This is a genomic window from Rhodopseudomonas pentothenatexigens, from assembly GCF_900218015.1.
GTDB lineage: Bacteria > Pseudomonadota > Alphaproteobacteria > Rhizobiales > Xanthobacteraceae > Rhodopseudomonas > Rhodopseudomonas pentothenatexigens.
On the sequence record NZ_UFQQ01000004.1, the window covers coordinates 63974 to 88585 of the forward strand.

Sequence of the window (24612 nt, forward strand, 5' to 3'; positions counted from 1 at the left end):
ACGGATTGTGACGATGGGATTTTCGTCAGGTTTCGCGAATTCTCCTTCTCATCTTCGCGAGCTTGTGAGAGAGGGGAACGCCGCTCCCGCGCCGGCGGGGTACAACCTGCCGAAAGCGCACGATGTCCAGCAAAGTCTCCCCGCTCGCTCCCACCGACGTTCCCGCCATGCCGATGATCGCCGGCGTGCGCCTCGCGACCGCCGCGGCCGGCATCCGCTACAAGGGCCGCACTGACGTGCTGCTGGTCGAGATGGAGAAGGGCACCACGGTCGCCGGGGTGTTCACCACCTCGAAATGCGCCTCGGCTCCGGTGGAATGGTGCCGCGACAAGCTGAAGGGCGGTAGCGCCCGGGCCCTGGTGGTCAACTCCGGCAACGCCAACGCGTTCACCGGCAAGTCCGGCAAGCAGGCGACCGCGCTGACCGCGCAGCTCGCCGCCAAGGCGGTCGGCTGCAAGCCGGCCGAAGTGTTCCTGGCCTCGACCGGGGTGATCGGCGAGCCGATCGACGCCACCAAGTTCGACGGCGTGCTCGACGCGCTGGCGCTCGATGCCGGCCCGGACGGCTGGATGGACGCCGCCAAGGCGATCATGACCACCGACACCTTCCCGAAGGTCGCGACCGCCACCGTCAAGCTCGGCAAGGCCAAGGTGACGATCAACGGCATGGCCAAGGGCGCCGGCATGATCGCGCCCGACATGGCGACGATGCTGTCGTTCATCTTCACCGACGCGCCGCTGTCGGCGTCCTGCCTGCAGGCGCTGCTCAAGGCCGGCGTCACCGACACCTTCAATGCCGTCACCATCGACGGTGACACCTCGACCTCCGACACGCTGTTGGCGTTCGCCACCGGCGCGGCCGCCGAAAACGGCGCGCCGAAGATTTCGCGCGCCTCCGATCCGCGGCTGAAGGCGTTCGTCAAGGCGTTCAACGCGGTGCTGGCCGATCTCGCCGAGCAGGTGGCGCGCGACGGCGAAGGCGCCCGCAAGCTGGTCGAGATCATCGTCGAAGGCGCCAAGACCAAGGTCTCGGCCCGCAAGATCGCGCTGTCGATCGCCAATTCGCCGCTGGTCAAGACCGCGATCGCCGGTGAGGACGCCAATTGGGGCCGGGTGGTGATGGCGGTCGGCAAAGCCGGCGAGCCGGCCGATCGCGACAAGCTGTCGATCTCGTTCAACGGTATCCGCGTGGCGAAAGCCGGCGCGCGCGATCCGTCCTACAACGAGAAGGAAGTCTCGGCCGAGATGAAGAAGCCGGTGATTCAGATCAAGGTCGCCCTCGGCCTCGGCAAAGGCCGCGACCGGGTGCTGACCTGCGACCTCACCAAGGAATACGTCGCGATCAACGGCGACTACCGGTCGTGATCGGCGGGGCCTTCAGGCGGTCCAATGTGAAAGCGGCGTCGCCACACCTCCAGCCGTCATCGCCCGCGCAGGCGGGCGACCCAGTACGCCGTGCCGCTCGTGGTTTTTCGCAAGCGCTCTGGAATACTGGATGCCCCGCCTTCGCGGGGCATGACGCCGGGAGTGTTGTCGGCGTCGTGCGTCCCATCGGGGGCGCGGCATGAACCTCCTGCTCGTCGTCGCCGTGGCGCTGATCGATGCCGACAATCGCGTGCTGATCGCGCAGCGGCCGAAGCACAAGCAGCTCGGCGGCTTGTGGGAGTTTCCCGGCGGCAAGCTCGATCCCGGCGAGCGCCCGGAGGCGGCGCTGATCCGCGAGCTCGACGAAGAGCTCGGCATCACCGTGAAAGAAGCGTGCCTCGCGCCGCTGACCTTCGCCAGCCATGCCTACGAGGACTTTCACCTGCTGATGCCGCTGTATGTCTGCCGGCGCTGGGAAGGCCTGGCGATGCCGCGCGAGGGCCAGGAGCTCGCCTGGGTCCGGGCCAACAAGCTGCGCGACTACCCGATGCCACCGGCGGACCTGCCGCTGATCCCGCCGCTGATCGAATTGCTGATGTAAAATCCGAGGAGTCATGCGCGGGCTTGACCCGCGCATCCATCATCTTGCGAAGAGGGATGGATCGCCGGGTCGAGCCCGGCGATGACCGAGATAGACAAAAGCAAGAGCCTGAAACGGGGGCAGGCTGTTCAGCGCTTTCCCTTCACCGCCTCTTCCAAACTCACCTTCGCCGAGCCGCGCTTCAGCGGCTGCTGCTGGCTTTCGTGCGGGGACCAGCCGGACAGCCATACGATCTCGAAGGTGGCGCGGATGCGGCCGTCGGGGTCGCTGAAGCGGTCGGCGTAAATCTGGGCCATGCGGCTTAGCGTGGCGCGGCGCAGCGGCGTCTTGCGGCGTTCGATCAGCACGTTGGTGGCGCCCATCCGCCGCAGATCCTGCATCAGTGCGAACGCATGGTCGTAGCGCACCACGACGCGGTCGACGTCGGTGACCGGCAGCGCGAAGCCGGCGCGCTGCAGCAGTGCGCCGAGATCGCGCAAATCCGCGGCCGGCGCGACCCGCGGCGACACCCCGCCTTCGATCTCGGCCTCGGCTGCGGCGAACGCCTGGCGCAGCTCGGTCAGGGTGTCGCCGCCGGTCAGCGCGGCGAGGAACAGGCCGTCCGGCTTCAGCGCACGGCGAAGCTGCGCCAGTACGCCCGGCAGGTCGTTGGCGAATTGCAGCGCCAGCGCCGATACCACGAGGTCGAGCGAGTCCGGCGCGAACGGCAGCGCTTCGCTGCCGGACGGGTCGATGGCGACGTGAACGAGGTCGGGAAACCGCTGCAGCGTCAGTTCGCCGGGCGTCCAAAGATCGGCGGTGGCGGTGAACTCGCGCAGCACCGCGTGCAGCCGTTCGTCCATCTCGTCGGCAACGCGGTCGAGCAGGAAGCGCACCGGCCCGAGCGCCGCGGCGCGCTGCAGCCGGGCCGCCAGCACGCGGCGCTCGAACAGGATCGGCGTCAAGTCAGGCATGGCAGATCAAATCGTCGAGCCGCGATCAGTTCAGCTTGGAGGCCGCGGCGGGGCTCTGCTGCGAGGCTTCGAACATCTTCAGCACCGCATCCAGCGCGTTGCGCAAGTGCAGCGCGCCGGCCTGGCTGCAGCGCAGCCGCGCGGTGGTGACGAACTTGACCTCGACCGAGCCGTCCGTCAGCGGATTCAGGGTGCGCGCCGCCAGCTCGACTTCGACGCCGTTGGCGATCACCCCGTGCGCCGGGGCGATGTCGAAATACACGTGCGGCGCGGTCGGAATGTCCAGATAGGTGATGTCGGCGGACTTGTCGGTGGGCTCGGACACGGCGATCTCCCGAATGAGGATTCGCCGGGTGTTGTGCGCTTTTTCGGCGGCTGGCACTACAGGGTTATTGGCCTTGACGGTTGTGATGTGTGCGCTAGTTTCGCGTTATGCGTGCAGACGCGATCGATCGGGTCCGGGGGCTGGGTGGCTATATCGCCGCAACCCGGGGGCTGCGCCGGATGTGGTCGCGCGCCGTCCGGGCTGCGCTCGATCTGGCGCTGCCGACGCTGTGCGTCGCCTGCCGCGAGCCGGTCGCCGGCGACGGCCTGTGTGCGCGCTGCTGGGCGCAACTGTCGTTCATCGCGCCGCCCTATTGCGAGAAGCTCGGAATCCCGTTCGTCTATGATCCCGGGCCCGGGATGCTGTCGATGCAGGCGATCGCCGACCCGCCGGCCTACGCCCGCGCCCGCGCCGCGGTCCGCTACGACGACATCGCCAAGGCGCTGGTGCACGGCCTGAAGTTCCACGACCGCACCGATCTGGCCCCGACGATGGGGCGTTGGATGGCCCATGCCGGGCGGCCGCTGCTGGCCGACGCCGACCTGCTCGTACCGGTGCCGCTGCATTGGCGCCGCGGTTTCTCGCGCCGCTATAACCAGTCCGGCGCGCTGGCCAGGGTGATCGGCAGGCAGGCCAAGCTGCCGGTCGCCGTCGAGGCTTTGCAGCGGGTGCGGCCGACCGCACATCAGATCGGGTTGTCGCGGTCCGAGCGGGCCGCCAATGTGCAGGGGGCGTTCAAGGTTCCGGCGGACCGCAAGGCCGAGATCCAGGGACGGCGGATCGTTCTGATCGACGACGTGCTGACCTCGGGTGCCACCGTCGATGCCTGCGCCCGTGCGCTGCTGCGGGCGCGAGCGGTCTCGGTCGACGTGCTGGTCTTCGCGCGGGTTGTCGATGCGCTGAAATCCCCCATATAATCCGCTCCTTGCGCCCATCCCCGGCAACCAAACGGAGCCTGAATGCCCGCAGCGATCGAAATCTTCACCCGCCCCGGCTGCGGCTATTGCAGCGCCGCGAAATCGTTGCTGAACCGCAAAAAGGCGACGTTCACCGAATACGACGTCTATGTCGATCCGGGCTATCGGGTGAAGATGGACGAGCGCGTCGGCCCCGGCGCCACCTATCCGCAGATCTTCATCGGCGATTACCACGTCGGCGGCTGCGACGATCTCTATGCGCTCGACCGCGAGGGCAAGCTCGACGCGCTGCTCGCCGGCGAGAAGGCGGCGTCATGACCGGCGCGGTGCCGTTCAATGCCGCCCTGGTGCAGATGCGCAGCGGTCTGGCGCCGGAGCCCAACCTCGAGCAGGGCATCCGGCTGATCCGGGAGGCGGCCGCGGCCGGCGCCGACTACGTGCTCACCCCCGAGGTGAGCAACATGATGCAGCTCAACCGCCAAGCGCTGTTCGCCCAGCTCGCCGATGAAGACAGCGACGCTTCGTTGAAGGCGTATCGCGAGCTGGCGCGCGACCTGAACATCCATCTGCACATCGGCTCGCTGGCGCTGCGCGCCTCGCCGGAGCGCGCGGTCAACCGCTCGTTCCTGATCGGCCCCGACGGCACGATCCTGGCGAGCTACGACAAGATCCACATGTTCGACATCGATCTCGGCAACGGTGAGAGCTACCGGGAGTCGGCGAGCTACCAGCCGGGTGAGACCGCGGTGATCTCCGATCTGCCGTGGGGCCGGATCGGATTGACGATCTGCTACGACTTGCGGTTTCCGGCGCTGTACCGGGCGCTCGCCGAAGCCGGCGCGTCGTTCCTGGCGGTGCCGGCGGCGTTCACCAAGCCGACCGGCGAGGCGCATTGGCACGTGCTGCTGCGTGCCCGTGCGATCGAGAACGGCTGCTTCGTGTTCGCCGCGGCGCAGGGCGGCCTGCACGAGAACAAGCGCGAGACCTTCGGCCATTCGCTGATCATCGATCCATGGGGCAAGGTGCTGGCCGAGGGCGGCATCGAGCCCGGCTTCATCATGGCGCGGATCGAGCCGGACGAGGTGGCGAAAGCACGCGGCAAGATCCCGTCGCTGCAGCACGGCCGCCGCTTCACCGTCGCTGATCCGAAAGCCGGCGCCGGACATCTGCATCTGGTCCGGCCGTCATGATTCGCTACAGCCTGCGCTGCGACAAAGGCCACCTGTTCGAGAGCTGGTTTCAGAGCTCATCGGCCTACGAGTCCCAGGTCCGGCGCAAGCTCGTGAGCTGCCCGCAATGCAATTCGGTGAAGGTCGAAAAGGCGATCATGGCGCCGCAGATCGTCGGCAAGAAGGGCCGTGGCCGCGCGCCCGAGCCGGTCGCCGCCGAACCTGCCGCGGCCAACCTCCCGGTCGAGACCGCGTCCGCAGATTCGTCGACGTCGCTGCTGATGGCGCAGGAGCGCGAGCTGCGCGCCAAGCTCAAGGAACTGCGCGACCACATCGTCAAGACCGCCGACAATGTCGGCGAACGCTTCCCCGATCAGGCGCGCGCCATGCACTACGGCGATATCGAGCACCGTCCGATCTACGGCGAAGCCTCGCCGACCGAAGCCAAGGCGCTGATCGAAGAAGGCATCGAAGTGGCGCCGCTGCCGGTGCTGCCGGACGATCGGAATTGACCTCTTGGTTGTAGCTAGCCTCATGCTTTCTTTTGTCATTCCGGGGCGCGCGAAGCGCGAGCCCGGAATCCATACGCCGCAGCGTCGGTTGTGACGCGAGGCGGCTGTTACTTCGTCCACGAAGCGGGCTCAGGGGTTATGGGTTCCGGGTTCGCGCTTCGCGCGCCCCGGAACGACGAGCGAGAGGTTTGGGTGCCAAGTAGCTCGCTGGAGACGCCACTGTGAACCCAGATACCCTGCTCACTTGGCAATTCTGGGCGGTGCTGTCGGCGGTGTTCGCGGCGCTGACGGCGATCTTTGCCAAGGTCGGCGTGACGGACATCAATTCGGATCTCGCCACTTTCATCCGGACCGTGGTGGTGCTCGTGGCGCTCGGCGGGTTGCTGGCGGCGACCGGAAAGCTGGTCACGGACGGGCCGATCAGCGGCAAGACCTGGCTGTTCCTGATCCTGTCCGGGCTGTGCACCGGGGCGTCGTGGCTGTGTTACTTCCGGGCGCTGAAGCTCGGGCCGGCCAGCCTGGTGGCGCCGATCGACAAGCTCAGCGTGGTGCTGGTGGTGGTGTTCGGCGTGCTGTTTCTCGGCGAGCGGCCGTCGGGTACGGAGTGGATCGGCATCGCGCTGATCGCCGCCGGCGCGGTGATCATCGCGCTGAAGTAATCACACCGCGACCAGCAGCGCGACGCCGAGCACGATCAGGACGATGCCGATGATCTCGCGTGGCGCCACCGGCTGCTTGAACGAGTAGTAGGCTACGGCCTGCGCGAACAGCACCTCGATCAGCGCCAAAGTGCGGACATTGGCGGCGGCAGTGAGCGCAAACGCCAGGAACCAGAACTGCGATGCCGCCGCGCCAATGAAGCCGGCCAGCATCGACGGTCGCCATAGCCGCAGGATGTCGCGCAGCACCTGCGGCGCCCGCGCCAGCAGATAGATCGTCAGGACCAGAGTCTGCACTCCGAGCGCGAACACCAGGGTGAAGGTCGCGGCGGTGACGAAGGTCACGTCCGGCACCACGATGATCGCGCCGCGAAACCCGACCGCCGACAGCGCAAAGGCCGCGGCGGCGCCAAGGCCCAGCAGCGTCGGCCGGAGGCTGACGAGGCCGCGGGCGGCGCCCGGGCGCAGCGCTGTGACGACGACGCCGACGGTCGCGATCAGGATCGCCACGACCTTCCACAGGTTCAGGTGATCGCCGAGAAACACGAAGCCGAAGATCGCGGTCTGGATCGCCTCGGTCTTCAGATACGCGGTGGTGACGACGAACGAGCGTTCGTTCATCGCCGCCAGCATCATCCCGGTGGCGGCGATCTGCGACAGCGCGCCGAGCAGCAGCCACGGCCAGAATTCGAGACCCGGCCAAGTTACGCTGTCCCCGGTCGCCGCGATCACGCCGGCGAAGAACAGCAGCGAGAACGGGAAGCCGAACAGGAACCGGATATTGGTGGCGCCCCAGGTGCCGAGAGGTCCGGTCAGCGAACGCTGCATCGCGTTGCGCGCGACCTGGCCGAGCGCAGCGACGAGCGTGAAGGGAATCCAGAGTGAGGCGACGGTGAACATGGCACGGGTGGCAGAAGGGACGCCGCACCCTCGGCGATCGGGTCCGCCGCGGTCAACCGGAACCGGCTCATGCCTGCATTGCGGGATGCCGGTTTGCCGCTACACTCTGCGAGCAGGTCGCACGGATGATCGTCGCAACGGCTTCCGAGGGAGCATCGCATGGCGCGGACCTTGAAGTGGATCGTGGCGGTGGTGGTTGCCGCGGTGGGATCGGCAGCGGCGGCATCGGCGCAGGACGGCTTCCGCGGCAGCGAATGTCTGGCGATGGCCAGCGCACCGCCCCGGGCGACGCCGGTCAGCCTGCGCCGGACCGCCGCGACCGAGCAGGTGCTGATCACCTATCGCGGCCACTCCACCTACACGATCGAAACCCCGGGTGGCGTGATGATCGCCACCGACTACAGCGGCAGCTACGAAACCGGCCGCGTTCCCGACGTCGTCACCATGAACCGGGCGCATTCCACCCACTACACGCTGGCCCCCGATCCGGCGATCGCCCACGTGCTGCACGGCTGGGGCGAGAACGGCGAGGCGGCGCGCGTCCGGTTGCGGGTCGGCGACGCGATGATCCGCAACGTGACCACCGACATCCGCCGTTTCCGCTTCGACGACGGTTCCGGCGGCATGATCAAGGACGGCAATTCGATCTTCATCTTCGAGGTCGCCGGGCTGTGCATCGGCCATCTCGGCCATCTGCACACTACGCTCGACGACAGCCACATCGCCGCGATCGGCCGGCTCGACATCGTGATGGTGCCGATCGACGGCAGCTACACGCTGTCGCTCGAAGGCATGTCGGATATCACCCGGCGCCTGCGCGCATCGGTAGTGTTGCCGATGCACCGCTTCATGACGCCGCTGGAGGATTTCATGCAGCGGATCGGCGCGTCCTTCGCGATCGATCAACGCAGCGAGCGCAGCTTGCGGATCTCGCGCGACGCTCTGCCGAGCGTGCCGACGGTGATCATTTTGAAGGGTGTGTGAGGATCGTAGGGTGGGTCAGGCGCGTAGCGCCGTAACCCACCATCTTCGGAACCGCGATGTGGAATCGGTGGGTTACGCGCTGAGCGCTAACCCATTCCACGGATTTCTACGGCGCCGGCTCGGCGACCATCATGTAGTTGACGTCCATGTCGGGTGACAGCTTCCAGCGGTCGGCGAGCGGATTGAACACCAGGCCGGACTGCTCGGTGACGGTGAGCTTGAGCCGGTTGAGGTGCTGCTCGAGCTCGGCCGGGGTGACGAACTTGTCCCATTGATGGGTGCCGCGCGGCAGCCAGCGCATCACATATTCGGCGCCGACGATGGCGAGCGCGAAGCTCTTCCAATTGCGGTTCAGAGTCGCCACAACCATCATGCCGGTGGGCTTCATCAGCGCCGCGCAGCGCGACAGGAACGCGCCGACGTCGGTGACGTGCTCGATCACCTCCATCGCCAGCACGATGTCGAACCGCTCACGCGGGTCGATCTCCTCGACCATGACGTTGCGGTAGTCGATCGACAGATGCGACTTGTCGGCGTGCAGCTTGGCGGCCGCAATGTTGGTGGCGGAGGGGTCGATTCCGATCACCTGGGCGCCGAGCCGGGTGAACGGCTCGCACAGCAGGCCGGCGCCGCAGCCGATATCCAGCATCCGCAGACCTTCGAGGCAGCTCAGGCTCTTGGCATTTCGCTCGAATTTGCGGCAGGCGGCATCGCGGATGAAGCTGATCCGCAGCGGGTTGATCCGGTGCAGCGGCGCCATCCGCCCCGTGGGGTCCCACCACTCGGCCGACAGTTTGGAAAATTTCGCGATCTCGGCCGGATCGACGGTCGAGGCCGGCTGGCTCGGGGACTCGGGTTGCAGTGCCATGGGGTGAGCGGTGCTCCTCAATGTCCTTGCCTCTCCGCCCGGCGAGCGACGGGCGGGTTGCGCCAGTTCCGCAGCCGTAACGCCCTTGCTTGCCCGAAACCGCGACGCTGTGTATACGCGCCACGCGGCTCCCGCCTGACGGATTCCGCGCCATCAATACTCGTTGTCTCCAAGGATTGCACTATTCGTCATGGGCCGGCTGGTGATGAAATTCGGCGGCACGTCCGTCGCCAATATCGAGCGCATCCAGAACGTCGCGCGCCATGTCAAACGCGAGGTCGACGCCGGCCACGAGGTGGCCGTGGTGGTGTCGGCGATGTCCGGCAAGACCAACGAGCTGGTGGCCTGGTGCACCGAAGCCTCGCCGCTGCACGACGCCCGCGAATACGACGCGGTCGTGGCGTCCGGCGAACAGGTGACGTCGGGGCTTCTTGCAATTGCGCTGCAATCGCTCGGTATTCAGGCCCGGTCCTGGCAGGGCTGGCAGATCCCGATCCGCACCAGCGACGCCCATGCCTCGGCCCGGATCGTCGAGATCGACGGCAGCGAAATCATCAAGCGCTTCGCCGAGCGCAAGGAAGTGGCGGTGATCGCCGGTTTCCAGGGCATCCATGCCGAGACCGGCCGGATCACCACGCTCGGCCGTGGCGGCTCCGACACTTCGGCGGTGGCGATCGCGGCGGCGCTGAGGGCCGATCGCTGCGACATCTACACCGATGTCGACGGCGTCTATACGACCGATCCGCGGGTGGTGCCGAAGGCGCGCCGGCTCGACAAGGTGTCGTTCGAGGAGATGCTGGAGCTGGCCTCGCTCGGCGCCAAGGTGCTGCAGGTCCGCTCGGTCGAACTCGGCATGGTCCACAACATGCCGATCTTCGTCCGCTCCAGTTTCGACAAGCCCGAAGATATCGATCCGCACGGCACGCCGCCGGGCACGCTGATCAGCAGCGAGGAGGACTCCATGGAGAACCACGTCGTCACCGGCATCGCCTTTTCCAAGGACGAGGCGCAGATTTCGGTGCGCCGGATCGAGGACAAGCCGGGCGTGGCGGCGTCGATCTTCGGGCCGCTGGCGGATGCCAACATCAACGTCGACATGATCGTGCAGAACGTCTCCGAAGACGGCAAGACCACCGACCTGACCTTTACGGTGCCGGCCGCCGACTTCGCCCGCGCCAAGCAGACCATCACCTCGGCGCAGGACAAGATCGGCTATGCCCGCTTCGACAGCGAGACCGACGTCGCCAAGGTGTCGGTGATCGGCTCGGGGATGCGCAGCCACGCCGGCGTCGCCGCCCAGGCTTTCGCCGCGCTCGCGGCGCGCAACATCAACATCCGCGCCATCACCACCTCGGAAATCAAGTTCTCGGTGCTGATCGATGCGGCCTACACCGAACTCGCGGTGCGGACGCTGCATACGCTCTATGGGCTGGATCAAGTTTAGAACAATTTTTCGGTGATTTGAGATCGCGCGCGGCGGCCGACGCCAGCTCGGCTGGCAGGCGTTTTGCTTGGCAAATCAAGCCTCAATTCGCTATACGGCCTGAGCGGCGGGACGTGCCGGCCGGCCGGCTGGCAATGCCGGCTTTGTTGCGTCGCGAAGGTTCGGCTAGGGACATTCGAGGCCTCGTGCTGCCGCTCGTAGGTGCGCGAAGCCCGCCGTGCCGAGCCCTCGGCTCGGGTTCGGATCAACGCCGAACCGTGAAGGTTTTTAGAGCTTTTCCGCTGGCGCTGCGGCGCGCCCGAGGGCAAGGCTCGCAGAGGAGATTGCGACCCATGCGGAGCACGTCGGGCGGCCCCCGCGTCTTGCTGAGACGGCTCCGCGAAACCATGGCGGAGCAGGTCTCCGCGCAGGAGCGCCTCGACAAGATCGTGGTGCTGATCGCTGCCAACATGGTGGCCGAGGTGTGCTCGGTCTATGTGCTGCGGATCGACAACACCCTCGAGCTCTACGCCACCGAAGGCCTGAATCGCGAGGCGGTGCACCGCACCGTGCTGAACGCGCATGAAGGCCTGGTCGGTCTGGTCGCCTCGGAGGCGACGCCGCTGAACCTGTCGGATGCGCAAAGCCATCCGGCGTTTTCATTCCGGCCCGAGACCGGCGAAGAAATCTACCACTCGTTCCTCGGCGTGCCGATTCTCCGCGCCGGCAATACGCTCGGTGTGCTTGTGGTGCAGAACCGCGCCAAGCGCACCTATGTCGAGGAAGAAGTCGAGGCGCTGCAGACCACCGCGATGGTGCTCGCCGAGATGATCGCCTCGGGCGAATTGTCGGCGCTGGCGCAGCCCGGCGCCGAGCCGGCGGCGCGGCACTCGATCCACAAGACCGGCGCGGTGCTATCGGACGGCATCGCGCTCGGCCATGTCGTGCTGCACGAGCCGCGCGTCGTCATCACCAATTACATTGCCGAAGACCTGCCGAAGGAAATCAAGCGGCTCGACACCGCGCTGGCGAAGCTGCGCGCCGACCTCGACCGGATGCTGGAGCGCGGCGACTTCGCCGAAGGCGGCGAACATCGCGACGTCCTCGAAGCCTATCGGATGTTCGCCAACGACCACGGCTGGTCGCACAAGCTGCACGAGGCGGTCGCCACCGGTCTCACCGCCGAAGCCGCGGTCGAGCGCGTGCAGTCTGACACCAGGGCGCGGATGCTGCGCTCGACCGATCCGTATTTGCGCGACCGGCTGCACGATCTCGAAGACCTCGGCCACCGGCTGATGCGCCAGCTGGTCGGCCAGGATCATGCGCCGTCGCGCGAGCAGCTGCCCGACAACGCCATCCTGATCGCCCGCTCGATGGGCCCGGCGGCGCTGCTCGACTACGACCGCAAGCGGCTGCGCGGCCTGGTGCTGGAGGAAGGCACCGCCAATTCCCACGTCTCGATCGTGGCGCGGGCGCTTGGAATCGCCGCGGTCGGCGAGGTGCCGAACGCGCCAGGCATCGCCGATCCGGGCGACGCCATCATCGTCGACGCCACCTCGGGCTCGATCTATGTGCGGCCGTCGGCGGAGATCGAATCGGCCTATGCCGAGCGGGTGCGGTTCCGCGCCCGGCGTCAGGCTCAATATTCGGCGCTGCGCGACCTGCCTTGCGTCACCAAGGACGGTCAGCCGATCGACCTGATGATCAATGCCGGCCTGACCATCGACCTGCCGCATATCGAAGACACCGGCTCGTCCGGCATCGGCCTGTTCCGAACCGAACTGCAATTCATGGTCGGGCAGAGCCTGCCGCGCTCGTCCGATCAGCTGGCGCTGTATCGCGCCGTGCTCGACGCTGCCGGCAGCAAGCCGGTGACCTTCCGCACCCTCGACATCGGCGGCGACAAGGCGCTGCCCTATATGGAGACGGTGGTCGAGGAGAATCCGGCGCTGGGCTGGCGCGCGATCCGGCTCGGGCTCGACCGGCCCGGCCTGCTGCGCAGCCAGATCCGCGCGCTGCTGCGCGCCGCCGCCGGGCGCTACCTGCGGGTGATGTTTCCGATGATCTCGGAGGTTGCCGAGTTCGACGCCGCCAAGACCATCGTCGAACGCGAGCTGACCTATCTGCGCCAGCACGGCCACACCCTTCCGGAACGGGTCGACGTCGGCACCATGCTGGAAGTGCCGGCGCTGCTGTATCAGCTCGACGAGCTGTTCAAGCGTGCCGACTTCGTCTCGGTCGGCTCCAACGACCTGTTCCAGTTCCTGTTCGCGGTCGATCGCGGCAACTCGAAAGTGTCAGAGCGGTTCGACACGCTGTCGGCGCCGATCCTGCGGGCGCTGCGCGACATTGTCCGCAAAGCGCGGGCGGCGAAGCGCTCGCTGTCGCTGTGCGGCGAGATGGCGTCGCAACCGCTGGCGGCGCTGGCGCTGATCGCGATCGGCTACCGCTCGCTGTCGGTCTCGGCGCTGGCGCATGGTCCGGTGAAGGCGATGATTCTCGGTCTCGACCTCGCCAAGGCCGAGGCGATGATCGGCCCGCTGCTCGACGCGCCGGCCGGCAGCGTGTCGATCCGCGATCAGCTGACCGCATTCGCCGAGGCGCATCAGCTCGCCTTGTAGCGACGCGGCTGCTGTTGCCCGCTTCGCCGTTTCCGCGTTGATCCGAGATCGTCCATGTCCACACTGCCCGAAGCCAAGCTCGACATCCTCCTCGCGCATCACGCCGCGCTCGAAGCGCAGTTGATGGGCCAGGTCGGCGCCGAGGACTACGTCCGCATCACCCGCGAGTTGTCGGAGCTGAATCCGCTGGTCGAGGCGGTGAAGAGCTATCGCCAGGTCCGCGACGAGCTCGGCGAGATCGATGAACTGCTGGAGGATCCGGCGACCGAGCCGGAGATGCGGACCATGGCCGAGGCCGAGCGCGATGCGCTCGACGCCCATCGCGACGAACTGATCCAGCAGATCCGCATCGCGCTGCTGCCGAAGGACGCGATGGACGAGCGTAACGTGATGCTGGAAATCCGCGCCGGCACCGGCGGCGACGAGGCGTCTTTGTTCGCCGGCGACCTGTTCCGGATGTACGAGAAGTTCGCGGGCTTGCAGGGCTGGAGCGTCGAGGTGATCTCGGCGAGCGAAGGCACGGTGGGCGGTTTCAAGGAAATCATCGCCGAGGTGAAGGGCCGCGGCGCGTTCGCCAAGCTGAAGTTCGAATCCGGCGTGCATCGGGTTCAGCGCGTGCCCGACACCGAAACGCAGGGGCGCATCCACACCTCGGCCGCGACCGTCGCGGTGCTGCCGGAGGTCGAGGACGTCGACGTCGACATCAAGCAGGAGGACCTGCGGATCGAGACGATGCGGGCGCAGGGCGCCGGCGGTCAGCACGTCAACAAGACCGAATCGGCGATCCGGATCACCCATCTGCCGACCGGCATCGTGGTGATGATGCAGGACAGCCGATCCCAGCACAAGAACCGCGCCTCGGCGATGAACATCCTGCGGTCGCGGATTTACGACGCCGAACAGCAACGGCTCGACGCGGCGCGGTCCGCCGAGCGCAAGGCGAAGGTCGGCTCCGGCGATCGCTCCGAACGCATCCGCACCTACAACTTCCCGCAGGGCCGCGTCACCGATCACCGGATCAATCTGACGTTGTACAAGCTGCCGCAAGTGATCGCCGGCGAAGCATTGGGCGAACTGATCGACGCGCTCACCACCGAGCACCAGGCAGCGCAGCTCGCCGAGCAGGGCAACGCAGCGTGAGCGACGCGCCGACGGTCGCGTCCGCGCGTCGTCGTCTCGCCCGGCAGTTTCAGGACGCGGCGATCGAGTCCGCTGCGCTCGATGCCAGGTTATTGGTCGGCGAGGTCACCGGGCTCGATCTCACCGGGCTGATTACGCAAGCCGACCGCGTACTGACGCATCAGCAGATCGAGCGGCTGCAGTCGTTCGCAGCCCGGCGGCTTGGCGGCGAGCCGGTGGCCCGCATCCTCGGGATGCGCGAGTTCTGGGGACTGCCGTTCGAGTTGTCGGCCGACACGTTGGTGCCGCGGCCGGACACCGAGACGGTGGTCGAGGCAACACTCGCTTTTCTCGCCGAACGAGGTGCAGCCGCGCCGCGGATTCTCGATATCGGCACCGGCAGCGGCGCGATCCTGCTGGCGCTGCTCTACGAACGGCCCGATGCCGTCGGCGTCGCGACCGACATCAGCCTTGGCGCGCTTCGCACTGCACGCTGCAACGCGCAGCGCCTCGGTCTTGCCGATCGCGTCTGCTTCGTCGCCTGCGACTACACTGCGGCGCTGCGCGGCCCTTTCGACCTGATCGTCTCCAATCCGCCGTATATTCCAGGTACTGAGATTGCGGCGCTCGACCGCGAGGTGCGGGAGCACGATCCGCGCCGGGCGCTGGACGGCGGCGCCGACGGGCTGGACGCCTACCGGAAAATCATCCCCGAATCGGTCCGGCTGCTGCAACCAGACGGCGCGCTGACGGTTGAAATCGGACAGGGCCAGGAGGCCGACGTGAGCGCCCTGATGCAGGCTGCGGGGTTAACCGTCTCCGACCCGTTCCGGGCTGATTTGTCAGGGATTTTCCGGTCCGTGACCGGGCGTCTCGCAGTCGCGTGATATCGGAACAAATTGCAAAAAACCGCTTGGAATATCGACCGAGAGCGACTACGTTCCGCACCAGATATCGGTCAGAGCGGCTGGCCCCGCGGTGCAGCGGGGATCTGTTGTTCTCTACGAGAGCCCCTGACCGAAAGGGTTCCATAGTGCGGTTTCGATCAAGCGCGATAGGCCGGTAGCCGCGCAGCTTTCGACCGCAAAGCGAACGAAAGCCTGAACGATTCACGCTTGAAGACCTCACGCGCGAGAAGCTGAGCCTCGTTGCACAGGCTCATTGAGTTGGTCTGGCTGGGCGCGGCACGACGGCCCGCCGGAGTTGGGGAACGCGTCTTTGTTGAGCGCGACATACGGCACTAAGCGACCACAGACTGAAGGACTGTTCGAAGAGGCGTAGTGTGACCTGCGTCAGGCGCAGCCATGCCTTGCAAAAGAGGTTCGGTAAGAAGGTAGGACATGAGAAACGGGCAGAACAATAAGCGGCTGCGTAACCGGAATAACGGCGGCAATAACAACAACAATCGACGCGGCCAGAATCCGATGACCCGGGTGTTCGAATCGAACGGTCCCGATATCAAGATCCGCGGCACCGCTTCTCACATCGCCGAGAAATACGTCCAGCTCGCCCGCGACGCCCGCTCCTCGGGCGATCCTGTCGCGGCTGAAAACTACTATCAGCACGCCGAGCACTACTTTCGGCTGATCGCAGCGGCCCAGGAGCAGTTTCGGCAGAATCAGCCGCAGCCGCGGATTGACAACGACACGCTGGACACCGACGACGGCGAAGACGGCGAGTTTTCCAATTTCGGCGCCGAGCCCGGCTTGGTGCCGGTGCAGCAGGCGCAACCGTTTCAACCGCGCGAGCAGCCGCAGCCTTACCAGCCGCGCGAGCAGCCGCAGCCGCGCGAGCATCGCCCCCAGCCGCAATTCGTTCCGCGCGAGCAGCCGCAGCCGATCGCGGAGGGCGTCGACCGCCTGCCGTCCTTCATCACCGGGCCGCAGCCGGCGCTCGGCCCCAACGCTTTCGATGCCAATGGCGGCGGCGAGCGGTTTCCGCCGCGCCGTCGGCGCCGTCCGCGCGGCGAGCCCGCCGCGGCACAGGCCGCCGCCCCGGCGCCGTCGGGTGAGGATGCCGGCGCCGGCGAGTAAGCCGCCGCGAACGGTCATCGAAGCTCGATCACGTCAGATGAGGCCGCGCCATGGGTGCGGCCTTCGTCGTTCCGGGCGCCTTGTCGGGTTCAGGGACGCAGTACCGGCGGCGCATCCGGCTGATCGGCCTGCAGCGGCGTCGGGGACGGCACCAGCGACGGCTCAAGAGATGGGATCAGCCGGATCCGTTCGCGCTTGACCGGCTGGGCCCGCACCACCTGCTTGGTGGCTTCGACCACATGCACGCCGGCGAACGGCAGGGAAGTGGCCGCGCCGATCCGCTCCCAGGCCGGTGCCGAACGCAGCAGCCAGCCCTGTGCCAGCGGCGGCACGAACAGCGCCTCGCTCCAGGCGGTGGGTGTGAACCAAGTCCGCCGCAACAGGTCGGCGACCTGCGAGCGCGAATAGGGGCGGCCGTGTCCGAACGGATTGTTGTCGAGCCGCGCCCAGACGCCGCGGCGATTGGGCACCACCGCCAGCAGTCGCCCGGTCGGCGCCAGCACCCGCCACACCTCCCGCAAGAGACGCTCGGGATCGTCCGACATCTCCAGCGCGTGCACCAGCAGGATGCGGTCGAGCGCGGCGTCCGGCAGCGGCAGCGCGTGCTCGTCGACCAGGCTGGAGAGCGTCGACCGCGCAGTCGGCCATTTCAGCACACCCTGGGCAGCCGGCATGAAGGCGATGCAGCGCTCGCAGCGGTCGCGGAACAGGCCGAGATACGGCGTCGGATAGCCGAAGCCGAGCACGCGATCGCCGCGCGCATCCGGCCAACGAGACTGGATGCCGCGATTGATCAGCCGTCGTGCCACGATGCCGAGCCGGCTACTGTAGAACTCCCGCAGGTCGACGACGTCGATGGTCATGATGATTGTTTATCATGGCGCCGTACGGTCCGGCAAAGCTGCCCCCTGCTTGGTTTACGAGGCTGTGACCGCTTCATTTCGTCTCGGTCCGCCCCATGTTAGGATTTCGCTCTGCGTGACGCCGGCGACAGACACGGCGCCGGGCACGCTCCTGCCGCTTCCAGTTTTCCGGAGATCTCATGCCCGCCGACATCCGCATCGTTCCGTGCCTTACCGACAATTTCGGCTATCTGGTCCACGATCCGGCCACCGGTGCCACCGCCTCGATCGACGCGCCGGAAGCGGGCCCGCTGATCGCGGCGCTCGACAAAGAAGGCTGGAAGCTGACCGACATCCTGGTCACGCATCATCACGGCGATCACGTCGGCGGCATCGCCGCGTTGAAGGCCAAGTATCAGTGCCGCGTCCATGCGCCGCACGACGCCAACGCCAAGATCGCCGACGTCGACGTCCGGCTGCAGGAGGGCGATTTCGTCCGGATCGGCGATCTCACTGTGCGGGTGCTGGAAACGCCCGGCCATACCCTCGACCACATTTCCTATGTGTTCGAGGACGATCGCGCGCTGTTCGCGGCCGACACGCTGTTCTCGATCGGCTGCGGCCGGGTGTTCGAGGGCACCTACCCGATGATGTGGGAATCGCTTTTGAAGCTGCGGGCGCTGCCAGACGACTTCAGGCTGTATTGCGGCCACGAATACACCGCCTCCAACGTCAAATTCGCGCTCGGCATCGAGCCCGGCAACGCCGCCCTGCAGGCCCGCGCCAAGCAGGTCGAAACGCTGCGCGCCGAGGGCAAGCCGACGATCCCGGTGACTCTGGGCGAGGAGAAGCAGGCCAACGTGTTCCTGCGCGCCGACGTGCCGTCGGTCGCCGATGCGGTCGGTCTGTCGGGTTCGCCCGCGGCCGACGTGTTCGGCGAGCTGCGCGAGCGCAAGAACAACGGATGAACGCGATGTCGCTCAGCGCTGCCGAGGTGATCGCGCGTTTTGGTCTGCAGCCGCATCCGGAAGGCGGGCACTATCGCGAGACGTTCCGTGATCCCCGCTGCGACGCCGGCGGCCGCAGCTACTCGACGGCGATTCACTTCCTGCTGCGTGCGGGCGAACGCTCGCACTGGCACCGGATCGACGCGGTCGAGGTCTGGCACTACTACGCGGGCGCGGCGCTCACGCTGCAGATCGCCGCCGACGACGGTGCTCGCGTGGTGATGCTCGGCGCCGATCTCGGCGCCGGGCAGCAGCCGCAAGCGATCGTGCCGCCGCACGCCTGGCAGGCGGCATCGTCCACCGGAGACTGGACGTTGGTCGGCTGCACCGTCGCTCCGGGCTTCGATTTCGCCGGCTTCGAACTGGCGCCGCCGGGTTGGGAGCCGGCGACATGAAGTCACGGCGGTCGCCAACATCTCACGTCGTCCATCGTGCGCGCTGGTCGCGACTCCGTCGTTGTCGATGCCTTCCCGGCTAAGTTGGCGGTTCTGGCTTCGTCGTGGTGGAAGAGGGCGGGGAAACAGTATTCCCTGCCTTTTCTGAAGCCTCTCGGCGAGCCTTGACGGCGGCGCGCAGGGCTTTCGTTCCTTCTTCGGTCGCCTTGATGGTTTGCGCGCTCGGGTCGAACAGGATGTTGGCGATGTTGCCGCCGTCGATCATCAGGTAGTCCCAGACGCGGCGCTGCGCGGGGGTGCCGCGAAAGATATCAAGCTGCTGCCCGGTGGGAAGGTCGACGTCTGCGAAATTCATGTAGTACCGCGCGCAGTCCTTGAGGATGACGTAAGAAATCTTGCCGCCTTCGAGCATGAAGAACTCGTGCAGCCGTCCGCGATACATCAGGACCTTGTTGTCTTCCTGTGTCGTGGTCATCACGTAGACAGTCGTGATCCCGCGCCGCCGATCTCGGTCGATCAGGTCGTAAACCCATTTGTGTTTGACGAGGCCGCGTAGCGGTCCGCTCACGATTCCGACCGCCACCAGAACGCCGAGTGCGCCCCCGCATAATGTGGAGGCGATGAGATACAGCGCGGTAGGCAGCAATTTGCTGGTCACGCGATCGACCAGCTCGACGTGCGAGATGTCGGCGTATTGAGCCAACGGAGCGATGAAGGCGCTCAAGCGGAATCCAAAAGCGCTCAACGTGGAGAGAAGGACGACGTGGATTCCGATCGAGAACAGCATCGCGAGAGCGAGTTCGCTCACCGCTCCGCTTCGAATGACCTCACGGGAGACCCGTTCGTAGCTCGCGACGCCAATGAAAAAGAATATGCCGGGTAGCAGCAGGGCGACAATGGCTGCGGTCGTCCAGATCGCAGTCATTGTGCAATTGCGGCCTTACGCCGCCAGTGGCTCTGGAAGGTGATCCAGAATGTACTGAACCACGTCTTTCAAATCGGCCTCGCCGCTGGGCCCCGAGGCGCAGTTTCGAACCGCATCCTCGACAAGGCGAGCGTCACCATCGGCGATCTCGACCAGCTGGTCGAAAAGTTCCGAGCTTTTCATGGTGACGAGCATCCAACTCTCCCAACGACCCAGGAAATGCGCTTTGGACCCGATTTGTTCCTCGAACCATCGCATGTGCCGAATCGGTCTGCAAGCCGCCGCGGTCCGCATGCTCTGCTAAGCACTGGAAAATATCGTTAACGACATCGGCCTGGCGACAAAAATTTGAAGGCGCCAGCGGCCTATGGTGTCTGGTTACAGCGCACCCACCGGCGATTTCGCCAGCAGGTCGTCGACCTCGGCGCGGGTTGGGCAGGCAAAGGCGCCACCGGGGCGGGTGCATTTCAGCGCTGCGGCGGCGGAGGCGAAGCGCAGCGCGTGGGCGATGTCCTGGCCTTCGCCGAACGCCACCGTGAAGCCGCCGTGGAAGATGTCGCCGGCACCGAGGGTGTCGACCGAATGCACCGGGAACGCCGGGGTCTCGCGGAACTGCTGCTTGTCGTCGAGCCAGAGCGTGCCCTTCGGGCCGCGCGTCACCGCCACGAAGGCGTGGGTGAGGGTCGCCAGCTTCTTCAACGCCGCAGCGTCGTCGTCGGTGCCGGCAGTGGCGTGCAGCGCCTCGGCCGAACAGATCAGGTGCGAAGCCGCGGTCAGCAGGCCCTCGTTCATCGCCATCGCGTTGTCGACGTCGACCACCACCGGGATGCCGCGCCGCGTCGCCTCGGCGCACAGTGGCGTCGCGAAGCTGGAGCAGCGGCTTTCGGTGAGGATCGCGTCGCAGTCCTTCAGCAGCGTCTCGGCGTCCGGCAGCGTGACCTTCCACAGCCCGGGATCGCGGAAGGTGACGATGGTGCGTTCGCCGGTCGGATCGACCAGCACCGCCGAGATCGGCGTCACCAGCCCAGGCATGTGGACGAGGTGGTTCGAGCCGATGCCTTCCTCGCCGAGCTTGTCGAAGATGAATCGCGCCGCGGCCTCGTCGGCGTCGCCCATCGGGCCGCACATCTGAGCCTCGCCGCCGAGCCGGGCGATCCCGATCGCGGCGTTCAGCGCATTGCCGCCGCAGATTTCGCCGAACGAGCTCGCCGGCACCTTGTTGCCGCGGCCCGGCACCGCCTCGATCCGGAAGGTGAGGTCGCGCACCGGAATCCCGATGCACAGCACGCGCGGCTTGCGCTTGGCAGTTTGGCTCATGTCACGTCCTCCAGCCAGCGGCCGAGCAGATGGTGCGCGATCGCAAACGGATGCGGCCCGAACAATCCGTCGGGATGCTCGCGCTTCAGCATCTGCGCCGCCTCGTCACGGGAAAACCACCGCGCGTCTTCAAGTTCCGTCCGATCCACGGTGATGGCGTCGGTGGTGGCGGTCGCCGTGCAGGCGATCATCAGCGACGAAGGATACGGCCACGGCTGCGTCATGTAGTAACGCACGTCGGTGCACAGAATGCCGGACTCCTCGACGATCTCGCGGCGAACCGCGTCTTCGATCGTCTCGGCCGCCTCGACGAAGCCGGCGAGGCACGAATACATCCCGGCCGGAAACTGCTTCTGGCGGCCGAGCAGACAGCGCTCGCCGTCGGTGACCAGCATGATCACCACCGGATCGGTGCGCGGGAAGTGCTCGGCCTTGCACGACGGGCAATCGCGCTTCCAGCCGCCTTGCGCCATCGCGGTTCGGGCGCCGCAATTGGCGCAATAGCCGTGGCGCTGATGCCAGTTGACCAGCGATTTCGCCATCGCGATCGCCGAGAGCTGCTCGACCGGCAGCACGCCCTGCATCGCGAGGCCGCGCAGCTCGGCGAGTCCGGCATCCGGCCGGCCGGCCAGCTTGTCGGCCGCCGGGGCGCCGATCCCCATCCCGAACACCGCCGCGCCGCCGCGCAGGCCGAGGAAGATCGTACCGGCATTGGCGCCGAGCGCCAGCGCTTCCTTGATGGTCAGTTCGGCGCGCGGGCCGTTGGGTTCATGCTTCACCAGCAGCGAATCGCGATGCACCACGTAAGCGCGGGTGTCGCCGCGCTCCTCCAGCGCCATCAGCCTGGCGTCGTTGCCGCGCAGATGCGCGGCGCGGTCGAGCACATCGGTGACGAAAGCGGGCCGGCCGAGCGGGAAAGGCGTGCTCATCGGCTCAGCTCAGCCAGATCTTGCGGCGGAGCAGGTTGATGAACTGCTGCACCTCTTCGGCATCGTGCGCCAGTGGCGGCATCACGCCCCACACCGGCCGCGGCCAGGCGGCGTCGCTGGAACGGCGGGCGATGATGTGGACGTGAAGCTGCGGCACCAGATTGCCGAGCGCCGCGACATTGAGCTTGTCGCATTGGGTGACCTCCTTCAGCGCCCGGCTCACGCGCGCGATCTCGGTCATCAGCTGCGCCTGCGCCACCTCGTCGAGGTCGATGATCTCGCTCGCGCCGGACCGGCGCGGCACCAGCAGCAGCCACGGATAATGCGCGTCCTTGATCACGAGCACGCGGCTGAGCGGCAGGTCGCCGATGTTGATGGTGTCTTGTTCGAGCCGTGGGCTCAGCGACCAGTCGGAGGAGGACATTGCGGTTCCATCGGCCCGTTGCGGGAGCGTGGGCTCTTGTCTGTGGCGGGACGGCGCACGGCCGCCCCGCAGTCATACCAAGCCGCCCGGACCGGCGGAAGCGCCACCTAGCCGAAGGTCCAAGGCCGCGACCGGCGACTTGCATTCGGTTCGGTTTGGCGCCAAATAGGCACCGGGAGATTGGCGGTGGACGAGCCTCTCGCCAACCGGGTCAGGTCCGGAAGGAAGCAGCCCTAACGAGGTCTGGATCGGGTCGCTCGTCAGTCTCCTACTTCATTTTTCGGCCGCACTGCCCCCGGCTTCGGGGCCCGCGGCCGGACGAAGGTGGATCAGGATCGGCAGATGCCGGTCCGGTGTGAGGGTGTTCCGGGCCAGCCACATGATCCTGCCCCGTCGCGCGCGCCCCGCTCCCTTCCGCAAGCCCGCCCCACTGACGCAGCATTGCGGACCGACCGATGAGTGACTCTGGCCTTTCCGCGACACCGAACGCTGCCCCCGAGCAGCCGGGCAGCATGAGCGCGCCGGCCGGCGCCTATCGGGTGCTGGCGCGGAAATATCGCCCGAGCAGCTTCGACGATCTGATCGGCCAGGAGGCGGTGGTGCGCACCGTCTCCAATGCGTTCGATACGGGCCGGATTCCGCAGGCCTGGATTCTCACCGGCGTCCGCGGCGTCGGCAAGACCACCACGGCGCGCATCCTGGCGCGGGCGCTGAACTACGAATTGCCGGACGGCTCGGTGAAGGGGCCGAGCATCCACATGCCGGTGCACGGCGTGCACTGCAAGGCGATCATGGAAAGCCGGCACATGGACGTGCTGGAGATGGACGCCGCCTCGCACACCGGCGTCGACGACGTCCGCCAGATCAACGACAGCGTGCGCTATGCCCCGGCATCGGCCCGCTACAAGGTCTACATCATCGACGAAGTCCACATGCTGTCGACGGCGGCGTTCAATGCCTTTCTGAAGACGCTGGAGGAGCCGCCGGAGCACGCCAAATTCGTGTTCGCCACCACCGAGATCCGGAAAGTGCCGGTGACGGTGCTGTCGCGCTGCCAGCGCTTCGACCTGCGCCGGGTCGAGGCCGACGTGCTGATGAACCATCTGTCGAACATCGCCCAGAAGGAAGGCGTCGAAGTCGAGCCGGAAGCGCTCGGCATCATCGCCCGCGCGGCCGAAGGCTCGGTGCGTGATTCGCTGTCGCTGTTCGACCAGGCGATCGCGCATGCCGCGGGTGAAGTGCGCGCCGACGCGGTGCGGCAGATGCTCGGGCTTGCCGATCGCACCCGGGTGATCGAGCTGTTCGACGCGCTGGCGCGCGGCGATATCGCCGCGGCATTCGCCGAATTCCGCGACCAATACGACACCGGCGCCGATCCGGTGGTGGTGCTGTCCGATCTCGCGGAGTTCGTGAATTTCGTCACGCGGGTGAAGATCGTGCCGGCGATCGCCGACAACGTCGCGTTCGGCGAGGCCGAGCGGCTGCGCGGCCGCGAATTCGCCACCAAGCTGTCGATGCGGGTGCTGTCGCGGATGTGGCAGATGCTGCTGAAGGGCATCGCCGAGGTACAGGGCGCGACCCGCCCGGCCGCGGCGGCCGAGATGGTGCTGGTGCGGATCGCCTATGCGGCCGATCTGCCGACCCCGGACGAAGCGCTGCGGATGCTGCAGCAGAGCGGCGGCGGCGATGCGCCGGCGAGCCCGGGCGGTGGCGGCAGCAGCGGCCGCGGCGGTGCATCTGCTGCGCTGGCGTCCGCCCCGGTCTTGTCCGCTCCCAGTGCGGCAATGCTGCGCAGCGCGCCGACCATGAGCACCGCACCTGCGCCGACCATGCTGCGCGGCGGTCTCGATGGTGCCGCCCGCTCGCCGGTCAGCGCGCCGCCGCCCGAACCCGAACCGCCGGCGCTGAAGGTCACCACGTTTCCGCAGCTCGTCGCGCTGGCGTCGGAGAAGCGCGACGTGATGACCCGGCTGGCGCTCGAAGCCGACGTGCGGCTGGTGCGAATCGAGGACGGACGGCTCGAACTGGCGCTGGAGCCGACCGCGTCGCGCAGCCTGATCAACGAACTCGGCCGCAAGCTGGAGCAATGGACCGGGCGGCGCTGGACCGTGATCGTGTCCAACGAGCCCGGCCAGCCGACCCTGCGCCAGCAGAACATGGCGCAGCAGAACGAGCGCGAGCGCGCCGCGGAGAACGATCCGCGGGTGCAGGAAGTGCTGGCTCGCTTTCCCGGCGCCAAGCTGACGGTACGGCGGCTCGCCTCCGAGCCGGTGGAGATCGAGTCTGAAATGGACGATCCCTCCGAGCAAATCGACGACGATTAGC

General features: G+C 67.0%; 26 protein-coding genes and 1 other RNA gene. 17 read left to right on the forward strand and 10 right to left on the reverse strand.

Annotation, left to right across the window (positions count from 1 at the left end):
- Positions 1–122 precede the first annotated feature (122 nt).
- Positions 123–1364 carry a bifunctional glutamate N-acetyltransferase/amino-acid acetyltransferase ArgJ gene (gene argJ, locus DWA33_RS04430; RefSeq protein ID WP_114356892.1) on the forward strand — a complete coding sequence of 414 codons (1242 nt, stop codon included), beginning with the start codon at positions 123–125 and terminating at the stop codon, positions 1362–1364.
- 199 nt (positions 1365–1563) lie between these two features.
- Positions 1564–1965: a (deoxy)nucleoside triphosphate pyrophosphohydrolase gene (locus DWA33_RS04435; RefSeq protein WP_011156162.1), complete on the forward strand. Its 402-nt coding sequence runs from the start codon at positions 1564–1566 to the stop codon at positions 1963–1965.
- Between the two features lie 128 nt (positions 1966–2093).
- On the opposite strand, the gene DWA33_RS04440 is transcribed toward DWA33_RS04435, so the two are convergent.
- Together DWA33_RS04440 and DWA33_RS04445 are read right to left on the reverse strand one after the other, a co-directional pair.
- Entirely contained in the window at positions 2094–2918 is an 825-nt protein-coding gene (locus DWA33_RS04440) for a methyltransferase domain-containing protein (protein ID WP_114356893.1), read from the reverse strand.
- Between the two features lie 25 nt (positions 2919–2943).
- Positions 2944–3243: a hypothetical protein gene (locus DWA33_RS04445; protein WP_114357059.1), complete on the reverse strand. Its 300-nt coding sequence runs from the start codon at positions 3241–3243 to the stop codon at positions 2944–2946.
- Between the two features lie 107 nt (positions 3244–3350).
- On the opposite strand from DWA33_RS04445, the gene DWA33_RS04450 reads away from it, so the two are divergent.
- From DWA33_RS04450 to DWA33_RS04470, 5 genes are all read left to right on the forward strand, one after another.
- Positions 3351–4160: a ComF family protein gene (locus DWA33_RS04450; RefSeq protein ID WP_114356894.1), complete on the forward strand. Its 810-nt coding sequence runs from the start codon at positions 3351–3353 to the stop codon at positions 4158–4160.
- A 42-nt stretch (positions 4161–4202) separates the two neighbouring features.
- Complete coding sequence (gene grxC, locus DWA33_RS04455; protein ID WP_114356895.1) at positions 4203–4478, forward strand: glutaredoxin 3; 276 nt, start codon at positions 4203–4205, stop codon at positions 4476–4478.
- Positions 4475–5350 (forward strand): carbon-nitrogen hydrolase family protein, encoded by an 876-nt coding sequence (locus DWA33_RS04460; protein ID WP_114356896.1) that lies wholly within the window; start codon positions 4475–4477, stop codon positions 5348–5350. Before grxC ends, DWA33_RS04460 begins: the two co-directional genes overlap by 4 nt.
- The gene (locus tag DWA33_RS04465; protein ID WP_114356897.1) at positions 5347–5841 is read left to right on the forward strand and encodes a DUF1178 family protein; all 495 of its coding nucleotides are present in this window, start codon (positions 5347–5349) and stop codon (positions 5839–5841) included. The genes DWA33_RS04460 and DWA33_RS04465 overlap by 4 nt, the downstream gene beginning before the upstream one ends.
- A gap of 221 nt (positions 5842–6062) precedes the next feature.
- Positions 6063–6500 carry an EamA family transporter gene (locus DWA33_RS04470; protein ID WP_114356898.1) on the forward strand — a complete coding sequence of 146 codons (438 nt, stop codon included), beginning with the start codon at positions 6063–6065 and terminating at the stop codon, positions 6498–6500.
- On the opposite strand, the gene DWA33_RS04475 is transcribed toward DWA33_RS04470, so the two are convergent.
- Complete coding sequence (locus DWA33_RS04475; RefSeq protein WP_114356899.1) at positions 6501–7400, reverse strand: EamA family transporter; 900 nt, start codon at positions 7398–7400, stop codon at positions 6501–6503.
- Positions 7401–7559: 159 nt separating this feature from the next.
- Here DWA33_RS04475 and DWA33_RS04480 point away from each other — a divergent pair, with 159 nt between their 5' ends.
- On the forward strand, positions 7560–8384 hold the full coding sequence (locus DWA33_RS04480) for an MBL fold metallo-hydrolase (RefSeq protein ID WP_114356900.1): 825 nt from the start codon (positions 7560–7562) through the stop codon (positions 8382–8384).
- A gap of 106 nt (positions 8385–8490) precedes the next feature.
- Here the strand turns inward: DWA33_RS04480 and ubiG are convergent, their stop codons facing one another.
- The gene (ubiG, locus tag DWA33_RS04485; protein ID WP_114356901.1) at positions 8491–9252 is read right to left on the reverse strand and encodes a bifunctional 2-polyprenyl-6-hydroxyphenol methylase/3-demethylubiquinol 3-O-methyltransferase UbiG; all 762 of its coding nucleotides are present in this window, start codon (positions 9250–9252) and stop codon (positions 8491–8493) included.
- Between the two features lie 190 nt (positions 9253–9442).
- Between ubiG and DWA33_RS04490 the strand changes: the two genes are divergently transcribed.
- From DWA33_RS04490 to DWA33_RS04510, 5 genes are all read left to right on the forward strand, one after another.
- Positions 9443–10696, forward strand: coding sequence for an aspartate kinase (locus DWA33_RS04490; protein WP_114356902.1), 1254 nt, complete (start codon positions 9443–9445; stop codon positions 10694–10696).
- A 332-nt stretch (positions 10697–11028) separates the two neighbouring features.
- A complete protein-coding gene (gene ptsP, locus DWA33_RS04495) occupies positions 11029–13296 on the forward strand; it encodes a phosphoenolpyruvate--protein phosphotransferase (RefSeq protein WP_114356903.1) in 2268 nt (755 codons plus the stop codon).
- Between the two features lie 54 nt (positions 13297–13350).
- The gene (prfA, locus tag DWA33_RS04500) at positions 13351–14436 is read left to right on the forward strand and encodes a peptide chain release factor 1 (protein ID WP_114356904.1); all 1086 of its coding nucleotides are present in this window, start codon (positions 13351–13353) and stop codon (positions 14434–14436) included.
- Positions 14433–15302, forward strand: coding sequence for a peptide chain release factor N(5)-glutamine methyltransferase (prmC, locus tag DWA33_RS04505; protein ID WP_114356905.1), 870 nt, complete (start codon positions 14433–14435; stop codon positions 15300–15302). Before prfA ends, prmC begins: the two co-directional genes overlap by 4 nt.
- Positions 15303–15755: 453 nt before the next feature.
- Complete coding sequence (locus DWA33_RS04510) at positions 15756–16448, forward strand: DUF4167 domain-containing protein (protein WP_114356906.1); 693 nt, start codon at positions 15756–15758, stop codon at positions 16446–16448.
- A gap of 89 nt (positions 16449–16537) precedes the next feature.
- Here DWA33_RS04510 and DWA33_RS04515 read toward each other — a convergent pair whose 3' ends face one another.
- Entirely contained in the window at positions 16538–17311 is a 774-nt protein-coding gene (locus DWA33_RS04515) for a class I SAM-dependent methyltransferase (protein ID WP_114356907.1), read from the reverse strand.
- 179 nt (positions 17312–17490) lie between these two features.
- On the opposite strand from DWA33_RS04515, the gene gloB reads away from it, so the two are divergent.
- Complete coding sequence (gloB, locus tag DWA33_RS04520) at positions 17491–18258, forward strand: hydroxyacylglutathione hydrolase (RefSeq protein ID WP_114356908.1); 768 nt, start codon at positions 17491–17493, stop codon at positions 18256–18258.
- Entirely contained in the window at positions 18255–18692 is a 438-nt protein-coding gene (locus DWA33_RS04525) for a cupin domain-containing protein (RefSeq protein ID WP_114356909.1), read from the forward strand. The genes gloB and DWA33_RS04525 overlap by 4 nt, the downstream gene beginning before the upstream one ends.
- A 79-nt stretch (positions 18693–18771) precedes the next feature.
- On the opposite strand, the gene DWA33_RS04530 is transcribed toward DWA33_RS04525, so the two are convergent.
- From DWA33_RS04530 to DWA33_RS04550, 5 genes are all read right to left on the reverse strand, one after another.
- Positions 18772–19617 (reverse strand): hypothetical protein, encoded by an 846-nt coding sequence (locus DWA33_RS04530; protein ID WP_114356910.1) that lies wholly within the window; start codon positions 19615–19617, stop codon positions 18772–18774.
- 15 nt (positions 19618–19632) lie between these two features.
- Positions 19633–19812: a hypothetical protein gene (locus tag DWA33_RS04535; protein ID WP_147270220.1), complete on the reverse strand. Its 180-nt coding sequence runs from the start codon at positions 19810–19812 to the stop codon at positions 19633–19635.
- Positions 19813–19995: 183 nt separating this feature from the next.
- A complete protein-coding gene (locus DWA33_RS04540) occupies positions 19996–20934 on the reverse strand; it encodes a sugar kinase (protein WP_114356912.1) in 939 nt (312 codons plus the stop codon).
- A complete protein-coding gene (gene nudC, locus DWA33_RS04545; RefSeq protein ID WP_114356913.1) occupies positions 20931–21863 on the reverse strand; it encodes an NAD(+) diphosphatase in 933 nt (310 codons plus the stop codon). The genes DWA33_RS04540 and nudC overlap by 4 nt, the downstream gene beginning before the upstream one ends.
- Before the next feature lie 4 nt (positions 21864–21867).
- Positions 21868–22287: an HIT domain-containing protein gene (locus DWA33_RS04550; RefSeq protein ID WP_114356914.1), complete on the reverse strand. Its 420-nt coding sequence runs from the start codon at positions 22285–22287 to the stop codon at positions 21868–21870.
- Positions 22288–22462: 175 nt separating this feature from the next.
- Between DWA33_RS04550 and ffs the strand changes: the two genes are divergently transcribed.
- Positions 22463–22559: signal recognition particle sRNA small type (gene ffs, locus DWA33_RS04555), an RNA gene on the forward strand.
- 183 nt (positions 22560–22742) lie between these two features.
- Positions 22743–24611 (forward strand): DNA polymerase III subunit gamma/tau, encoded by a 1869-nt coding sequence (locus tag DWA33_RS04560; protein WP_114356915.1) that lies wholly within the window; start codon positions 22743–22745, stop codon positions 24609–24611.
- The last annotated feature ends 1 nt before the right edge of the window (position 24612 follow it).